Source organism: Nonomuraea composti (assembly GCF_012034275.1).
In the GTDB taxonomy this organism is placed as follows: Bacteria; Actinomycetota; Actinomycetes; order Streptosporangiales; family Streptosporangiaceae; genus Nonomuraea; species Nonomuraea composti.
This window is the reverse complement of sequence record NZ_JAATEP010000033.1, coordinates 60,928-76,155: the sequence shown is the minus strand read 5'-3', so window position 1 is coordinate 76,155 and position 15,228 is coordinate 60,928. Positions and strand designations below refer to the sequence as shown.

The 15,228-nt window shown below is 73.9% G+C and carries 15 protein-coding genes; 5 read left to right on the top strand and 10 right to left on the bottom strand.

The window, feature by feature from the left end:
* Positions 1 to 14 precede the first annotated feature (14 nt).
* From HCN51_RS36830 to HCN51_RS36815, 4 genes are all read left to right on the top strand, one after another.
* Positions 15 to 782, top strand: coding sequence for a hypothetical protein (locus HCN51_RS36830; RefSeq protein WP_168016210.1), 768 nt, complete (start codon positions 15 to 17; stop codon positions 780 to 782).
* 632 nt (positions 783 to 1,414) lie between these two features.
* Positions 1,415 to 1,903, top strand: coding sequence for a MarR family winged helix-turn-helix transcriptional regulator (locus HCN51_RS36825; RefSeq protein WP_080039925.1), 489 nt, complete (start codon positions 1,415 to 1,417; stop codon positions 1,901 to 1,903).
* A gap of 71 nt (positions 1,904 to 1,974) precedes the next feature.
* The gene (locus tag HCN51_RS36820; RefSeq protein ID WP_168016208.1) at positions 1,975 to 3,414 is read left to right on the top strand and encodes an MFS transporter; all 1,440 of its coding nucleotides are present in this window, start codon (positions 1,975 to 1,977) and stop codon (positions 3,412 to 3,414) included.
* Between the two features lie 134 nt (positions 3,415 to 3,548).
* A complete protein-coding gene (locus tag HCN51_RS36815) occupies positions 3,549 to 3,983 on the top strand; it encodes a hypothetical protein (protein WP_168016206.1) in 435 nt (144 codons plus the stop codon).
* A 233-nt stretch (positions 3,984 to 4,216) separates the two neighbouring features.
* Here HCN51_RS36815 and HCN51_RS36810 read toward each other — a convergent pair whose 3' ends face one another.
* Together HCN51_RS36810 and lgt are read right to left on the bottom strand one after the other, a co-directional pair.
* Positions 4,217 to 4,366: a hypothetical protein gene (locus HCN51_RS36810; RefSeq protein WP_168016204.1), complete on the bottom strand. Its 150-nt coding sequence runs from the start codon at positions 4,364 to 4,366 to the stop codon at positions 4,217 to 4,219.
* Positions 4,367 to 4,766: 400 nt separating this feature from the next.
* On the bottom strand, positions 4,767 to 5,669 hold the full coding sequence (gene lgt / locus HCN51_RS36805; protein ID WP_240973632.1) for a prolipoprotein diacylglyceryl transferase: 903 nt from the start codon (positions 5,667 to 5,669) through the stop codon (positions 4,767 to 4,769).
* A 15-nt stretch (positions 5,670 to 5,684) separates the two neighbouring features.
* Here lgt and HCN51_RS36800 point away from each other — a divergent pair, with 15 nt between their 5' ends.
* Positions 5,685 to 6,878 carry an FAD-dependent monooxygenase gene (locus tag HCN51_RS36800; protein ID WP_206068315.1) on the top strand — a complete coding sequence of 398 codons (1,194 nt, stop codon included), beginning with the start codon at positions 5,685 to 5,687 and terminating at the stop codon, positions 6,876 to 6,878.
* Positions 6,879 to 6,919: 41 nt separating this feature from the next.
* Here HCN51_RS36800 and HCN51_RS36795 read toward each other — a convergent pair whose 3' ends face one another.
* The 8 genes from HCN51_RS36795 to HCN51_RS36760 all read right to left on the bottom strand — a co-directional run bounded on the left by HCN51_RS36795 (position 6,920) and on the right by HCN51_RS36760 (position 15,139).
* The gene (locus HCN51_RS36795; protein ID WP_168016202.1) at positions 6,920 to 7,768 is read right to left on the bottom strand and encodes an iron-containing redox enzyme family protein; all 849 of its coding nucleotides are present in this window, start codon (positions 7,766 to 7,768) and stop codon (positions 6,920 to 6,922) included.
* Between the two features lie 147 nt (positions 7,769 to 7,915).
* Positions 7,916 to 9,628: an FAD/NAD(P)-binding protein gene (locus HCN51_RS36790; protein WP_168016200.1), complete on the bottom strand. Its 1,713-nt coding sequence runs from the start codon at positions 9,626 to 9,628 to the stop codon at positions 7,916 to 7,918.
* A 29-nt stretch (positions 9,629 to 9,657) separates the two neighbouring features.
* Complete coding sequence (locus tag HCN51_RS36785) at positions 9,658 to 10,464, bottom strand: cytochrome c oxidase assembly protein (RefSeq protein WP_346433921.1); 807 nt, start codon at positions 10,462 to 10,464, stop codon at positions 9,658 to 9,660.
* A complete protein-coding gene (locus tag HCN51_RS36780) occupies positions 10,431 to 10,955 on the bottom strand; it encodes a DUF2243 domain-containing protein (RefSeq protein WP_168016198.1) in 525 nt (174 codons plus the stop codon). Before HCN51_RS36780 ends, HCN51_RS36785 begins: the two co-directional genes overlap by 34 nt.
* Positions 10,956 to 11,063: 108 nt before the next feature.
* Positions 11,064 to 11,939 carry an alpha/beta fold hydrolase gene (locus HCN51_RS36775; protein ID WP_168016197.1) on the bottom strand — a complete coding sequence of 292 codons (876 nt, stop codon included), beginning with the start codon at positions 11,937 to 11,939 and terminating at the stop codon, positions 11,064 to 11,066.
* Positions 11,936 to 12,409, bottom strand: coding sequence for a hypothetical protein (locus HCN51_RS36770; RefSeq protein ID WP_168016195.1), 474 nt, complete (start codon positions 12,407 to 12,409; stop codon positions 11,936 to 11,938). The genes HCN51_RS36775 and HCN51_RS36770 overlap by 4 nt, the downstream gene beginning before the upstream one ends.
* A 57-nt stretch (positions 12,410 to 12,466) precedes the next feature.
* Entirely contained in the window at positions 12,467 to 13,531 is a 1,065-nt protein-coding gene (locus HCN51_RS36765; RefSeq protein ID WP_168016193.1) for a hypothetical protein, read from the bottom strand.
* Between the two features lie 78 nt (positions 13,532 to 13,609).
* Complete coding sequence (locus HCN51_RS36760; protein ID WP_168016191.1) at positions 13,610 to 15,139, bottom strand: FAD-dependent monooxygenase; 1,530 nt, start codon at positions 15,137 to 15,139, stop codon at positions 13,610 to 13,612.
* Between the last annotated feature and the right edge of the window lie 89 nt (positions 15,140 to 15,228).

Here is a 15,228-nt window from a genome sequence, read left to right as displayed (position 1 = left end):
CGGTGAGGAGCAGCATGCGACAGCCGTGGACCCGCCTGGCGCGCTCGGCGCTGGCCGCGACCTTCGGCACGGCCGCACGCCTGCGGCACGGCCGGCCGCTCCACCCGTCCGGGCTCGTCCTCGACGCGCACCTGCGCCTGCACGGGACGGCCCGGCGGTGGGGAGCGGCGTTCCTCGACGAGCGCCTGGACCTGCGCGGCACCGCCCGCCTGTCCCGCTCCGTCGGCGCGCCCTGGCCCCTGCCGGACATCCTCGGCATCGCGCTGCGCTGGCGGCAGGACGACACGACCGCTGACCTGCTGCTGGCCACCACCGGCCGCAGTCCGGCGGGCCGGCGCCTGCTCCGGCCCGCGACCCGCTGGACGGGCCTCTACACCAGCCTGTTCCCGTACGAGGCGGACGGCGGGCGGTTGCTGCTGGGTGCGCTGCTGCACACCCCCGCGGCGCTGCCGGCCACGCCCGGCGCGCTCGCCGGAGCCGCCGGGCACGGCCCGCTCGTGCTCGAACTCCTCGTCGCGGAGCCGTCGGGGCCGTGGCACCTGCTCGGCCAGGCCCACCTGACCGGCCCGGCGACCCCGGACGCGGAGCGCCCGATGCGCTTCAACCCGCTCCGGCACCCCATCCCGGGCGTGCGCCCGGCGGGCTGGCCGAACGACGTCCGCGACGCCGCCTACGTGGCGGCCCAGTCCGCCTCGGACAAGGAGGGCGACGCCGGCTGGCGCAGGGAGCGGAAGGTGGCGCGCTGCGCGGCACCGGGTAGATCTCGTGGGCGAACGTGCTGACGGCGGCCGGGACGGTGACGTTCTTGACGTCGAAGAAGCCGACCGTGTTCTCCCAGTACAGGCGGGCGGAGGAGACGCCGGTGTTGGTCAGCCAGGTGAGCGTGACGTTGTCGAGGGTCTCGTCGCGGGTCAGGTCGCCGACGGGCTTGCCGAGGAAGGCGTCGGCGATGTCCTGGTAGCTGCCCGCGTCGTGGTTGAGCATCCAGGCGGCCAGGGCGACGGGCGAGTCCGCGAGGCCGTACATCGTCTGGGGGCGGGTCCCATCTGCACGCCGTACCCGACGCCCTTGGCGAAGAAGTAGTCGAGCTGCTCGAACGTGCGCATCTCGGCCCCGGACAGGCCGGACGGCGGCGCCGAGCACGTTGCGGGCCAGCCGGGTCCACACGTCCGGCGGGACGACGCGAGCCATGTTGGTGTGGATGCCGAGCAACCCTTCGTGACGGGGACGGTGAACGGCCGGACGGTCGTGGGGGGACATGGGAAGGCCCTCTCTCCACGGGGTGGCTACGACCGAAGTGTGCGGCTCCCGGCTGCGCTTCGCCTCCGTGGGAACCCTGGGGTTCGCCACCCTGGGTCGCGGATCGTCCATTCGCAGATAATCTGCCAAAGGATTGTTTGGGTAGGCTGGGGGCATGACAGCGATGGCTCCCGCGCGTACCGAAACGGACCTGTCCTTCCTCCTCGACCACACCAGCCACGTGCTGCGCACCCAGATGGCGGCGGCGCTGGCCGAGATCGGGCTGACGGCGCGCATGCACTGCGTGCTGGTGCACGCACTGGAGGAGGAGCGCACCCAGATCCAGCTCGCCGAGCTGGGCGACATGGACAAGACCACCATGGTGGTGACGGTGGACGCGCTGGAGAAGGCCGGGTACGCCGAGCGCCGCCCGTCCAGCACCGACCGGCGGGCCCGGATCATCGCAGTCACCGAGGCGGGCGCCGAGGTGGCCAGGCGCAGCCAGGAGATCGTGGACGGCGTGCACCGCGCGGCGCTCGAGTCGCTGCCCGACGACGAACGCGAGGTGCTGGTCCGCGCCCTGAACCGGCTGGTCGGCGGGCATCTGGCGACCCCGGCCGAGGGGCCGCAGCCGGCGCGCCGGGCACGGGAGCGCGCCAAGTAGGTCCGAAGAGGATCGTCTATTACGGAACTATCTGCTACGGTCTCTCTTGTCGACCTGAGACGGGAGAGACCATGTCGAATGTGCTCAACTCGCGCTGGACCGCACTCGGTGTGCTGTCCGCGACGGGACTGATGACGATCCTCGACGGCAGCATCGTGACCGTGGCGATGCCCGCCATCCAGCGGGATCTGCAGTTCACGGCCGCCGGCCTGAGCTGGATCATGAACGCCTACCTGATCCCGTTCGGCGGCCTGCTGCTCCTGGCGGGCCGGCTGGGTGATCTGATCGGGCGGCGGGCGATGTTCCTGGCCGGGAACGCCGTCTTCACCGCCGCCTCCGTGCTGGCCGGCGCGGCCACCGACGCGAGCCTGCTGATCGCCGCCCGGTTCCTGCAAGGCGTGGGCAGCGCGCTGGCCTCGGCCGTGGTCCTGGGCATCCTGGTGACGCTGTTCACGGAGCCGGCCGAGCGCGGCAAGGCGATCGCGATCTTCAGCTTCACCGGGGCCACCGGCGCGTCCATCGGCCAGGTGCTGGGCGGCGTGCTCACCGACGTGCTGAGCTGGCCGTGGATCTTCTTCATCAACGTGCCCATCGGGGCCGTCACCCTCCTGCTCGCCCTGCGCGCCCTGCCCGCCGACCGGGGGGCCGGCCTGGCGGCCGGCGCCGACGTGCTCGGCGCCCTGCTCGTGACCTCCGGCCTGATGCTGGGCATCTACACGATCGTCAAGGTCGAGGAGTACGGCTGGCTCGCCGCCCACACCCTCGGCCTCGGCGCGCTCTCCCTCGCCCTGCTCGGCGGGTTCGTGGCCCGGCAGTCCACCGCCAGGACGCCGCTCATGCCGCTGCGGATCCTGCGCTCCCGCAACGTGACCGGCGCCAACCTCGCCCAGATGCTGAGCCTGTCCGGGATGTTCGCCTTCCAGGTGCTCGTCGCGCTCTACATGCAGCGCGTCCTGGGCTACGGCGCCCTGGAGACCGGCCTCGCGATGCTGCCCGCCGCCGTCGGCATCGGCACGATCTCGCTGTTCGTCTCCGCCCGGCTCAGCGCCCGCTTCGGCCCCCGTACGGTGCTGATCTCCGGCCTGGTGCTGCTGATCGCCGCGATGCTGCTGCTCACCAGGGTCAGCGTGGACGCCGGCTACGTCACCCACCTGCTGCCCCCCATGCTGCTGATCTCCGGCGGCGGGCTCGTGCTGCCCGCGCTGGCCACGCTCGGCATGTCCGGCGCCAGGGACAGCGACGCGGGCCTCGCCTCCGGCCTGTTCAACACCACCCAGCAGGTCGGCATGGCCATCGGCGTGGCGGTGCTGTCCACCATGGCCGCCTCCCGCACCGGCGACCTGCTGGCCGCCGGGGCCGGCGAGGCCGCCGCGCTCACCGGCGGGTACCGGCTCGCGTTCGGCATCTCCGCCGGGCTGCTGCTGGCCGCCTTCGTGGTGGCGCTCACCGTCCTGCGCCGGCCCGCCGCCTCCGAGGACGCGCCCGCGGCGGAGACCGTCGCGGCCTCCTGACCCTTACCGCTCCGGCCCGGCGCACCCTGGTACGCCGGGCCTAGGGTTTTCACCGAGCCCGCCCCCGATGCGACCGGTGCCCCTCTGCCCGCACGCTGTCCATGCCCGGAGAGAACGCCGAGGAGGAGGCAACGTTGTCGTACTTGCGCAACCCGAGCTTCGAGGCTCCCGACATCGCCCCCTGGACACGGATGAACCAGGCGGCCGCCGTGCAGTACAAGATCTGGGGCACCAGCGACGCACGATCCGGCGGCGCCGTCCTCGTCATGAGCACGAGCCAGATGGAGGGCTCCGTCTGCCAGGACTTCACCGCCACGGGCCCGCCGCCCAGCATCTCCTGCTTCGCCTGGGTCAGATCCGCCTCGCAGTCCCCCGTGAAGGGGTCGCTGGCGATCTGGGACCTCGGCGCCAACCGCTCGGTGGCCGCCAGGTTCACCGCCACCCCGGAATGGCGGCTGGTGACCTGCACGATGGACACGGCGGGGAGCGGGCTGCGGCAGATCCGCGTCGAGTTCTACCTGCGCACGATCAACCACGAGCTGTGGGTCGACAGCGTGAACGCGTTCTGAGCCCGGCGCTCCGCTACCGCAGCTCGTCCCGGGCCGCCAGGGCGTGCAGCACCCGGCGCACGCGGTCCTCCTCTGACGGAGCGGCCATGAGCACAGCACCTCCACTCCAGGCCCACCACAAAACGGACAAATGCATACATTTAGGGCAAGGCGGGTAGGAACGGATCAGGGATCGATTGCCCGCCCCGCGAGGGCGCCTCTGCCGCGTGAAGCGGCCGGGGCGTTCTCGTACGCTACGCGACCACGCCCGAGCACACCCCGCCGACGACCACGTCCGTCTCCCCCACCGTCACCGTCGTGACGTTGTTCAGGACGAACACGCCACCCTCCGTACGGGGCCCGGCCAGCAGGGACTCCAGCCGCCACATCAGTTTCCGCTGCACCTCCTCGGCGGGCGCGCCGCCGCCCGCCGGCCAGAGGCCGCCGAAGCGCCGCTCGGCCGCGGCCCCGTCGAGCCTGATCGTGTAGGTGTGGCCGCCGGGGAACGGGGAGCGTGTCCACGTGCTCGACGAGGTAGTTCTCGGCGTCGTAGGCCCGGCGTTCGGTCGTCCCGCCGGGCAGCGTGGGGGGTCGCCGGCAGGCCCTCCACCGTCCAGGTGAAGCGGGTGGCGCGGCCGAGCGCGTCGGTGATCGCGGCGATGCGGCCGAAGGCCTGGCCCAGCGGGTCTGTCTCGCGGACGACCTGGAGCAGGTCGTTGTAGTGACCCGCTTCATGAAGTCTCGCGGGTGGTACGCGGACGGGGCCGCGTCAGGTTCGACGCTTTAGGGGATCGGTATGGGTGCTCAGCCGCTGCGCGCCGCCATGACCTCTTCGCGGTCCTTGGCGCGGTTGGCCCACAGGTAGATCAGTGCGCCGGCGAACAGCAGGATCGAGGTCCACTGGTTGATGCGCAGGCCCAGCAGCAGCACCGCGTGATCCACGCCGCCCACCGGGTCGATGCGCAGGCCCTCGATCCAGAACCGGCCGAAGGTGTAGCCGGCGACGTAGACGGCGAACAGGCGGCCGTGGTGCAGGGCGAAGCGCCGGCCGGCCAGGATCAGGGCGAAGCCGAGTGCCGCGTCCCACAGCGACTCGTACAGGAAGGTCGGGTGGTAGAGCACGCCGGGGTCGCCGCCGTGCGCCCGGTCGATCTCCAGGCCCCACGGCAGGGTGGTCGGCGAGCCGTACAGCTCCTGGTTGAACCAGTTGCCCCAGCGGGCGATCGCCTGCCCGAAGGCGAGGCCGGGCGCGACCGTGTCGGCGACGTCGCGCAGCGACAGGCCGCGGCGGCGACAGGCCAGCCACAGGCCGACGCCGCCGAGCGCGACCGCGCCCCAGATGCTGAGCCCGCCCTCCCAGATGAACAGCGCCTGGTACGGCTCCTTGATCGCGCGCGCGCCGAAGTAGGTCTGCCAGTCGGTGATGACGTGGTAGAGGCGGGCGCCGATCAGGCCGAAGATCACTCCGGGGACGGCGATGTCGTAGATGGTGCCCGGGGTGCCGCCGCGGGCGCGCCAGCGGCGCTCGCTCAGCCAGGCGCCGAAGGCGATGCCGGCGATGAAGCACAGCGCGTAGGCGCGGATCGGGATGATTCCGAGATCCCAGGCGCCTTGGGCGGGGCTCGGGATCGAGGCGAGGCCCATGGTGGAGAGGGTAGCCGAAAGGGCGCCGCCGCCGTACAGGATGTTCATGACATATCCGGACATGGGAGGAGTCGGGCCATGACCACGCACGGCACGGGCGTCTCGGTCGCCATCATCGGCGGGGGGATCGGCGGGCTCACCGCGGCGCTGTCGCTGCTGCGGCGCGGCATCGACGCGCACGTGTACGAGCGGGCGGCCGAGCTGAGCGAGGTCGGCGCCGGCGTGCAGATCAGCCCGAACGCCTCGCGCGTGCTGCACGGCCTCGGTTTGGCGGACGAGCTGGCCAGGACGGGCGTCAAGCCGGTGGCCCTGCACCAGCGCCGCTGGGACGACGGCCGCACCCTCGCCCGCACCCCGCTCGCCGGCCCCTTGGAGGCCGCCTTCGGCTTCCCCCACTACCTGATGCACCGCGCCGACCTGCTCGCCGCGCTGGCCGCCCGCCTGCCCGCCGGCCGGGTACGCCTGGGCCACCGCCTCACCGCGCTGACCGACCACGGCGACCGGGTCGAGGCGCGGTTCGCGAACGGGGCGCGCGTCGAGGCCGACGTGCTGGTGGGCGCGGACGGCATCCACTCCGCCACCCGCGGCCTGCTGTTCGGTCCGGAGCGACCGCGCTTCACCGGCTGTGCCGCCTACCGCGGCCTGGTGCCCGCCGACCGGCTCACGGGGCTGGGGCTGGAGACGACGACCCAGCTGTGGATGGGGCCCGGCGGGCACTTCGTGCACTACTTCGTCGCCGGCGGCCGGCTGGTCAACTTCGTGGCGATCAAGGAGCAGGACACCTGGACGCGGGAGTCGTGGACCGACCGCAGGGACGTCGCCGAGGCGCTGGCCGCGTTCGAGGGCTGGCACCCGCAGGTCCGGGCGATCATTGAGGCGGTGGACGAGACGTACCTGTGGGCGCTGTTCGACCGCGCCCCGCTGCGGCGCTGGTCGGCCGGGCGGGTGACGCTGCTGGGGGACGCCTGTCACGCGATGCTGCCGTTCATGGCGCAGGGCGCGGCGATGGCGATCGAGGACGCGGCCACGCTCGCCTCCTGCCTGGCCGCCGCCGGGCCGGGCCCCGGCGTGCAGGCGGCGCTGCGCCGGTACGAGGCCGCGCGCGTGCCGCGCACGACGCGGGTGCACGCCCTGTCGGCCGCCGGCAAGACCCGCTACCACCTGCCGGACGGGCCGGAGCAGCGGGCGCGGGACGCCGAGCTGGCGGGCGGGGCGGGCGGCCTGTCACTCGACGCCCTGGCGTGGATCTACGGCCACGACGCCACCGCCTGACCGGACGTTTCCCGCCGCGGCCTGGTGGCCGTGCGGTTCTCTCAGCTCGTCGCCGCCACCGCCTCGCCCTCCTGGCCGTCGCGCACGGCGGGCTCCCGCTCTTCGAGGGAGCTGAGCCCGCGCCGCCACCGGCTCAGGACGTGCTCGGCCCAGCGGCGTTCGAGGGTCAGGGCGCAGGCGGCGCCGTACAGGATGTCGCCCGTCAGGGACGGCTCCTGGGCGGCGAGGTCGGAGGCGTTTTCAAGGTGGGACGGGGCGGCGGCCGGCTCCAGCGCGGCGAGGTGCCCGGCCAGGGCGCCGCGCAGCCGCCGGTGCAGCCCGAACAGCGACCTGACGTTCGCGACGGCCAGCGTGATGCCGGGCACGTCGGGCAGGTAGACGCCGTAGGAGTCGTCGAGCCCGGGCCCGGTCATGGCGGCCCCGAACACCGCCGGCACCTTCAGGTGGTGGATGGCGCGGTGCACGACGAGCTCGCGGTGGCGGCCCAGGCCGGCCTCATGCCCGAGACCGGCCTCGCGCCACAGGAGGGCCGCCGGCGAGAGCCCGCCCGCCTCCTCCTTGGCGACCAGCTCGGTCAGCGCGTGCCGGACGTGCTGCGGCGGCACGGCCGGCGGGCGCGGCACGTCGTGCGCGAGCGCGGCCTCCAGGCACCGTTCGAGGTCGCGGCGGGTGGCCAGCAGCGACGGCTGCCACTCCCACAGGTCGTTGACGTCGTCGAAGCCGCGCGAGTGCAGCTCGTAGCAGGCGAAGAGGGCGAGCTGGAGGTCGCCGTCATCCAGTGCCGTCTCGGGCGGCGGGGTGACCAGCGGCGGGTCCAGCTCGCACGGCGGGCCGGCGAGGCGGGCGAAGAGCCCCGCCGTGATCGGACCGCGGGCGGCGGGCAGACGCATCACGAACCTCCTCGTCGAGTTCCGGCTGTGCCGCGACGGCTGAGGCACGTGTCCGGGTACGGCCAGGTACGTGCATCTCCGGCACCTGCTCGCGCCCTTCCCTGCCCCGCCCCCGCGCACTCAAACAGCGCTGCCCGGAGGGCCTGATCACGGGCGGGCCAGCAGGGCGGCGGCCACCGCGTCCGCGTCGCGGAAGAACGGGCTGTCCTGCCCGGGCCGGCCGGTGCCGACCTCGGTGAACCAGCGGGTGTGGTTGGTGGCCACGCCGAGCGCGTGCAGGTCCCGCGCCGCCCGTCCGAGCCGGTCGATCACCCGGTACGGCGCCCGCGTCACGGCCAGCCCGCCCACGTCGAAGCGCGCCCCGGTGGACGGGTCCACGTTCACGAACTCGCTCACCATCCCGTCCGCCAGGAGCTGCTTGACCAGCGGAGAGGCGTCCCTGGACAGGTCGCGGGCGGGCGCCCGCGCGTCCACGAGCACCTTCGTCACCCGCCGCGAGCCGCGCACCTGCGGCGAGGACACCCCGAACCCGCCCGGCACCGGCTCCACCGTGCCCCCGGGCCCGACCGGCCGCACGATCCCGGCTTCCAGCAGCGCCGCGAGCTGGTCCACGTGCTCGGCGGGCGGCCCCGCCGACAGGACGAAGCTCTCCGGGACGAACCTGGACAGGAAGTCCCGGTGCGAGTCGGGCAGCAGCCCGCCGAAGTCCACGACCTGCGGGAGGAGCGGCCGGATCACGCGCAGCATCTCCGTGGCCGCCTTGACCGTGCCGTCCACGCAGCCGGCGTCCGCGCGCCGGGCGTCCTCGCGCAGCAGCCGGGCCAGGGCGGCCCGGTAGTCGCCGGGGCCGGCGAACCACCGGCCGCGAAAGGGCCGGGCCAGGCGGGTGAGCGGGTGGGCGGCGCCGGTCGAGCACGCCAGGTCGGCCTCGTACTGGATGAGCGGCTCCACCCGGCGGGCGAAGTCGAGCTGCGGCGTGCCGGTGGCCTCCAGTGCCGCCGCCCGCAGCTCGGCCAGGCGTTCCTCGGTCACGACCCGCAGCCGGACGGGCGGGGCGGGGAAGTCGGGCACCTCCGGCCTGGCCAGGAACGGCAGGCCGCCGCGCGAGAGCGCCAGCAGGCGCGGCTCGTCGCCGCTGGGCACGTACCGCAGGCCGTCCCGCGTGGGGACGAACCGCCCGCCCCGGCCGAGCGTGACCGCCCGCATCACGTCGTAGAACGTCAGCCCGAACCCGCGCACCGCCACCTCCGCCCCCGGCGGCAGGTCGTCGAGCGGCATCTCTGCCGCCAGCCCCGGCGGCACATAGCGCAGGGCGTGCTCGTCGGCGTGCCGCAGCCAGGAGAGCTGCTCCTCGTCGGGCTCCACGCTGCCGTGGCCGGTCGTGAGCACCGCCTTGTCCACCCGGTACGCCCTGCCGCCCGCGACCAGCCGCAGCCCGCCCGGCACGCGGGTCAGCCCCGTCACCTCGGCCCGGACGGGACGCACCCGCACGTGCGGCGGCGCGGTCGCGCAGAGCGCGCGGAACACGTCGGCCAGGTACTGCCCGTACAGCCGCCGGGCCGGGTACGCGCCCGGCTCCAGCCCCGCCCAGCGGGCCATCGTGCCGTAGCGGTGGGCGGGCAGGCCGTCGTCGCCGGGAGAGCGCATCGTGCTCTCGCCCGCCGTCGTGTTGGCCGACAGCCAGGAGGGCTGGTCGACGCGCCACACCCGGCCGCCGCCGTGGCCGACCGCGTCGAACGCCCAGATCGTCACCTCGTCGCCGTCCCGGTACGGGGTGCCGCGCAGCCGTACCAGGAGGCGTTCCAGCACCGACAGGCCCCGCGGCCCCACGCCTATCACCGCGATCGCCCGTTCACTCATGCCACTGCCGCTACCCGGGGCGGGCCGGGTCAGGCGTGGTGACCTGCCACGATTCCCCGGGCCGGCCGCCGTTCCGTGCGGCGGGGGCGCCAGCCGGCCACGAGGGCCAGCGCGAGGAGCAGCTCGGCCAGGTCGCCGCCGTAGTACATGATCTCGGCGGCGCCGCGCCGCTGCTCCTCGGGTACGGGCAGGTCGACGCCGATGCCCGCGTACATGAGCTGGGACAGGACGCTGTGGCCCGCGATCGCCACGCCCAGCACGACCAGGCGGGTCACCACCGGCGGGCGGCGGGGGGCCGGGTCCGGACCGGCGATCACCCAGGCGAACAGGCAGCCCGACAGCAGGAAGTGCACGTTCACCCAGCCGTGGAGCCCTTCGTGCGCCGCCAGCGGCGTGCAGTACAGGACGAACAGGCCGCCCACGCTCAGTGCCAGCGCCGTGACCGGGTTGGCGACGGCGTGCACGGCGCGGTGGCGCAGCAGCGCGCCCAGGCGGCGGGCCCACACTCGGGGGAGGGTGCGCAGGAGCAGGGTGATCGGCGCTCCCATGACCAGGCCGAGGGGGGCCAGCATGCCGATGAGCAGGTGCTGCACCATGTGGCCGCGGAAGTCGGCCGCCGCCCGGGCCGCGACCGGGCCGGTCACGGCCGCCGCGACCAGCGCCAGCCCGGTCACGAACAGCGCCGAGCGCCACCCCTTCCAGGTGGTGGCGCGGGCCGCGATCAGGTAGGCGACCGCCACCGCCAGGAGGAGCAGGACGGGCGCGACCGCACCGGTGTGATCGGCATGACCGCCGTGGCCGGTCACGTCCGCGCCGCCCGTTCCTCGCCCGCGCACAGGTCGAGCTCCCCGCCGCCGCGCTGCAGCCCCCAGCCGCCGATCATCAGCAGCGCGCCGAGGAGCAGGAAGCCCAGGTCCCACCAGAGCTGGTACGGGCCGGTGCGGACGTGGTGGATGCCCAGCAGGTGGTGGTCGATCACGCCTTCCACCAGGTTGAACAGGCCCCAGCCGAGCAGGATCCAGCCCCAGAGGCTGCGCGAGCGCCAGACCCGGCCGCGCGAGGCCGTGACGCGGGAGTAGAGCAGGCCGAGCCCGATCAGCACCGCCAGCCAGGTGGCGGTGTGGAACAGGCCGTCCCACAGCGTGTTCATGCGCAGCCCCGGCACGGTGTCCACCGGGTAGTCGCGGATGCCGATGTTGTCGGTGCCGGTGCTGCTCAGCATGTGGTGCCACTGCAGGAGCTGGTGCAGCAGGATGCCGTCGACGAAACCGCCGAGCCCGACCCCGAGGATCGTGCCGGGCAGCGCGATGGCGTTGCGCGTCTCCATGGGGCTCCTTCTCGCGTCCTTCGCGTCCGGGCGTGGCCTACCCCGCAGAGGCGGGGACACGCACGGGCGCCCCGAGCCTTGCCGAGTCCCTGACCGGCTCCAGGGCTGTTACGCGGGTGGGCGGGCGCAGGCGTCCAGGTGGAAGTCCAGCACCGCCCGCGCGACCTCGCCCGGCTGCTCGGCCACCATGGCGTGGCTGGCGTCCAGCTCCAGGACGCGCAGGTGCGGCCGGTCGGCGACGAGGGGCAGCAGGTCGCGGCGGATGCCCGCGCGCTGCGCCGGCATGAGCTCGCCGACGCGGCCGGGCAGGCCGGGCAGGTTCCGCGTGGCCAGGACGAACAGGGCGGGGCAGCGGATCTCCGCGACCGACGGGACGCTGTCGAGGAAGTACGGATCGTCCCTGACCTGCCCGGCCAGCGCGGCACTCGGCCGGGCGAAGACGCCTTCGTCCGTGGTGAGCAGCGCCCTCGGCGGGAACATCGCGGCGTGCCCCTCCGGCAGCGGCTGCGCCATCGCCGCCGCCTGCGCGTCGAAGACCGTCTTCAGCTCCGCGAGGAGTTCGCGCAGCTCCTCCTCCTCGATGCCGGCGTAGAGCCGCGGGGCGGTCTCGGCCGAGCGCAGGCCGTCGAGGTTGACGATGCCGGGGGCGTCCGGGTGGCGCAGCGCCCACCGGACGGCGACCATGCCGCCGAGGGAGTGGCCGACGACGAGCGGCGCGTCCAGGCCGAGGTGGTCGACGACGGCCCGCACGTCGTCGAGGACCGCCTCCCACTCCCACGGGCCCTCCCCCGACAGGCCGTGGCCGCGCAGGTCCATCGCGACGACGCGGTGCGAGCCGGTCAGCAGGGGCGCGACCGCGTCCCAGTGCAGCAGGGTGCCGCCGAGGCCGTGCAGCAGCAGGACGGGGGCGCCGTCGCCCCCGTGGTCGCGGACGGCGAGAGGGACCGGGCGGTCGTCGATGACGAGGTCGTGCGGTGCGGTCACGGGGTGCTCTCCTGGGGGCGGTTGAGCCGGGCGTGGATGGAGGACGTCGTGACGCCTCCGTCGGGATGCTTGTCGAGCTTGCCGCGTTTGACCAGGTCGTGGACGCCCTGGCGGGTGATGCCGAGCATCGCGCCCGCGGTGGAGTAGGAGACCGCCGCCGCGGCAGGATGCCCGACGCTGCGCGCGACGGCCCGCCCGAGCGGGGTGCGCCACCACTGCTCGGGCGGGTCGAACGGCTCGTCACCGGGGAACAGGACCCCGATCAGCCGGGCGGCGGTCAGGGCGGCCCGGCGCGGGTCGCGTCCGAGCAGCTGGGCGGACCAGACCTCGGCCTGCACGCGCAGGCGGTCCTTGATCGGGGTCAGCAGTTCGTCGCCGTCGAGCAGGATCTCCAGCGGGTCGAGCACCCTGGTCTCCAGCAGCCTGATGAGGGCGGCCACGAGCTCGACGTGATCATCGGTCGTCGTCACTTGACAGACGATAGCAAGTACTTGCTCCCATTCGTCAAGTAGTGAGGGTGCCGGGGATCAGGGCGCCTCGGCCAGCGTCAGCCCGTAGTGCTGCACGTAGTACTCCCCCACCTGCTGGCTGTGATCGACCAGGTACAGCTCGCGCGGGGACTTGTGGCCGTTGAGGCGGGCGGTGTCCACCACGAGCCGCGCCAGCGCCCGGCCGTCCACGGTGCCGGGCCGATGGGCCGGGGAGCGGTAGGCCGCGTCGGCCAGGTGCTCGGCGTCCGGCGGACCGGCCAGCCAGCCCAGGGCGAGCAGCTCGGGCTCGGGCAGCGGGGTGTGGTTGAAGTCGCAGAGAGCCAGCTCCAGCGCCGGATCGCAGGACAGGTAGATGTGCAGCGCCCCGAGCCACAGACCGAAGTGGGTCAGATCGCGGGCGATGCCGAGCGCGCGGACCTCGACGGGCAGCGTGGTCAGCACCGACGCCAGGGCATGGGCGAAGACGTCCCAGTCGTCGGTACGCCAGCCGCCCGGCATCCCCAGGCCCTCGTTGGCGGGGTCACGGCTGACGCCGAAGAAGCCGCCGAGCGCGTACGGCTCACCGTGCGACTGCCGCCAGTGCCAGCTCTCGACCGGCCCGTTCGGCTGCAGCAGCAGCTCGGGCCCCTGCTCACCGGCCCGCAACTCCAGCGAGTCGCTCTCGCCCCGCCACCGCCGGAACGGGCTCCCCCACGACGCCGGACTGTCGTAGAACGGCCCCGGGCTCCCGTACACCCCCATGATGGACGAGGGGCCGAACGCGCCCGTCAGCACGTCGGCCGCCCGCCGGAACGCGTCCGCCTTGGCGACCGGATCGTCCTCGGGCACGTCGACCGGCACGTACAGGCCGACATACTCCTCCCCCTCGGTGTACTCCTCCACCGCGTGCCTGCGCACCGACCGCAGATACGCCTCACCGGTCGGCAACCCCGTGCGCAGCACCGGCCCGTGATGCTCCCGGTGCGGCGGCTCCACCCGGTGCCGCCACTCCCACCCCAGCCCGTCCACCAGCTCCCGCATGGCCGTCTCCGTCCAGCCACCGGTTTCGGCCTGCCTGAGCCGCCGCGCCAGCGCCAGCAGTACCTCGTCCTCCAGCCTCATCGGCACCCACCCCTATGACGTTCGTCGCTCTTACCGGGGCAGCAGCATGCCAGCCGCCTCCGACAGACGCCGCTCGTTTCAGCCCGTCTCGAAACGTCCCTCCTGCCGAACCGGCCCGCACGGCGCGCCGAACCAGGTGGCGAGGGCCGTGGCGAGGGTGGAATCGGGCTGGGGCTCGGACGTGGTGGACACCCACGCGGCGTGCCCGTCGGGGCGGATCAGCAGCCCTTCGAGCTCGGGCCGGCCGGGGCAGCGGACGTCGCAGGTGTCCACCCAGCCGCCGGCGGCGGAGGGCAGCGGCCGCTCACCGAGGCGGAGCAGGAGCGGACGGGCGCGGCGCAGCAGCTCGGCGACGCTCGTGCGGCGGCCGTCGAGGGTCAGCTCCAGGTCCGGGACGAGGCGGCCGAGCCACGGGTGATCGCCCGGGATCTTCGGGTCGTATCGGGTGCTCACCCCGGTGGCCAGCTCCGCGAGGTACTTGCCGACGCCCGGCACCCGGTCCACGAGCTGCGCGAACAGGTCACGCACCGGAGCCAGCCGCGGGTCGTGCCCGCCGAGGGCCGCCTGCGCGCCGATGGTGCTCAGCAGCCGCTCCCCCGCCGCATGCCGTTCCTCGTGATAGCTGTGCAGCAGACCGTCGGGCGCGCGCCCGAGCGCGGTGGCCGCCAGCTTCCAGCCGAGGTTGACCGCGTCGGCCAGCGCCACGTTCACCCCGACCGCGCCGGTCGGCGGATGGATGTGCGCGGCATCGCCCGCCAGCGCGACCCGCCCGGCGACGTACCGCTCGGCCAGCCGCGCCGCGTCACCGAAGCGGGTCAGCCAGCGCGGCTCCCGCAGCTCCACCGGCCGTCCGAGCTGCCCGGCCAGCAGCCGCTCGAAGGAGGCGAGCGTCACCGGCTCGTCGCGGTCGGCGGGCGGCTCGGGCTCGTTCAGCACGATGCGCACGTAACCGGGCCGCGGGATCACGAACACCGTGCTCCGCTCCCCCTTCGTCACCCCGAACGGCAGGGCGGCCGGATCGGCGAGCTCCACGTCCGCGAGCACGCCGAAGGTGGTGGCGGGCGTGCCGGGGAACGCGATCCCGGCCCGCTTCCGTACGAGGCTGCGGCTGCCGTCACACCCGACGAGGTAGGCGGCCCGCACACGACGCCGAGAGCCCCCAGCCCCTCCGACACCGTCAGCCCGTTCGATGGTGACCTCGACGCCGTCGGCGTCGTGCTCCAGGTCGGTGACCGCGTGCCCCCACAGCACCTTGACGCCCAGCTCGGCCAGCCACTCCTCCAGCAGCTCCTCGACCCGGGTCTGCGCGATGCCCAGCACGTACGGATGGTCGCTGTCCATCACCGTCAGATCCAGCGGGCGGGCCGGATCGGCGAACATGCTCGACGGGACAGCCGGTCCCTCAGCCAGGAACCGGCCGACGATCCCGCGCCGATCGAGCAGCTCCAGGCTGCGAGCGTTGAGGGTGAACCCTCTACAGTACGGCGACCGCTCCGGCAGCGCATCGACCACCGTCACCTCGGCCCCGGCCAACGTCAGCTCGGCCGCCAGCATCAACCCGGCCGGCCCCGCACCCGCCACCATGATCACGCCATCGCCACCACTCATCGCCCCAGCCCTCCGTCACGAACCCGACCACTCACCCAGCACCGCGCTCCGGTATGCGTCCTGTCGCTCATCAAGCCCCGCCCTTCCGC

Coding starts and splice junctions, on each gene's coding strand:
- HCN51_RS36795 (WP_168016202.1), bottom strand. CDS start 7,768: ATGCGTCTGCCCGCCGCCCGCGGTCCGATCACGGCGGGGCTCTTCGCC.
- HCN51_RS36780 (WP_168016198.1), bottom strand. CDS start 10,955: ATGGAGACGCGCAACGCCATCGCGCTGCCCGGCACGATCCTCGGGGTC.
- HCN51_RS36760 (WP_168016191.1), bottom strand. CDS start 15,139: ATGAGTGGTGGCGATGGCGTGATCATGGTGGCGGGTGCGGGGCCGGCC.
- HCN51_RS36790 (WP_168016200.1), bottom strand. CDS start 9,628: ATGAGTGAACGGGCGATCGCGGTGATAGGCGTGGGGCCGCGGGGCCTG.
- lgt (WP_240973632.1), bottom strand. CDS start 5,669: ATGTCCGGATATGTCATGAACATCCTGTACGGCGGCGGCGCCCTTTCG.
- HCN51_RS36800 (WP_206068315.1), top strand. CDS start 5,685: ATGACCACGCACGGCACGGGCGTCTCGGTCGCCATCATCGGCGGGGGG.
- HCN51_RS36765 (WP_168016193.1), bottom strand. CDS start 13,531: ATGAGGCTGGAGGACGAGGTACTGCTGGCGCTGGCGCGGCGGCTCAGG.
- HCN51_RS36820 (WP_168016208.1), top strand. CDS start 1,975: ATGTCGAATGTGCTCAACTCGCGCTGGACCGCACTCGGTGTGCTGTCC.
- HCN51_RS36830 (WP_168016210.1), top strand. CDS start 15: ATGCGACAGCCGTGGACCCGCCTGGCGCGCTCGGCGCTGGCCGCGACC.
- HCN51_RS36825 (WP_080039925.1), top strand. CDS start 1,415: ATGACAGCGATGGCTCCCGCGCGTACCGAAACGGACCTGTCCTTCCTC.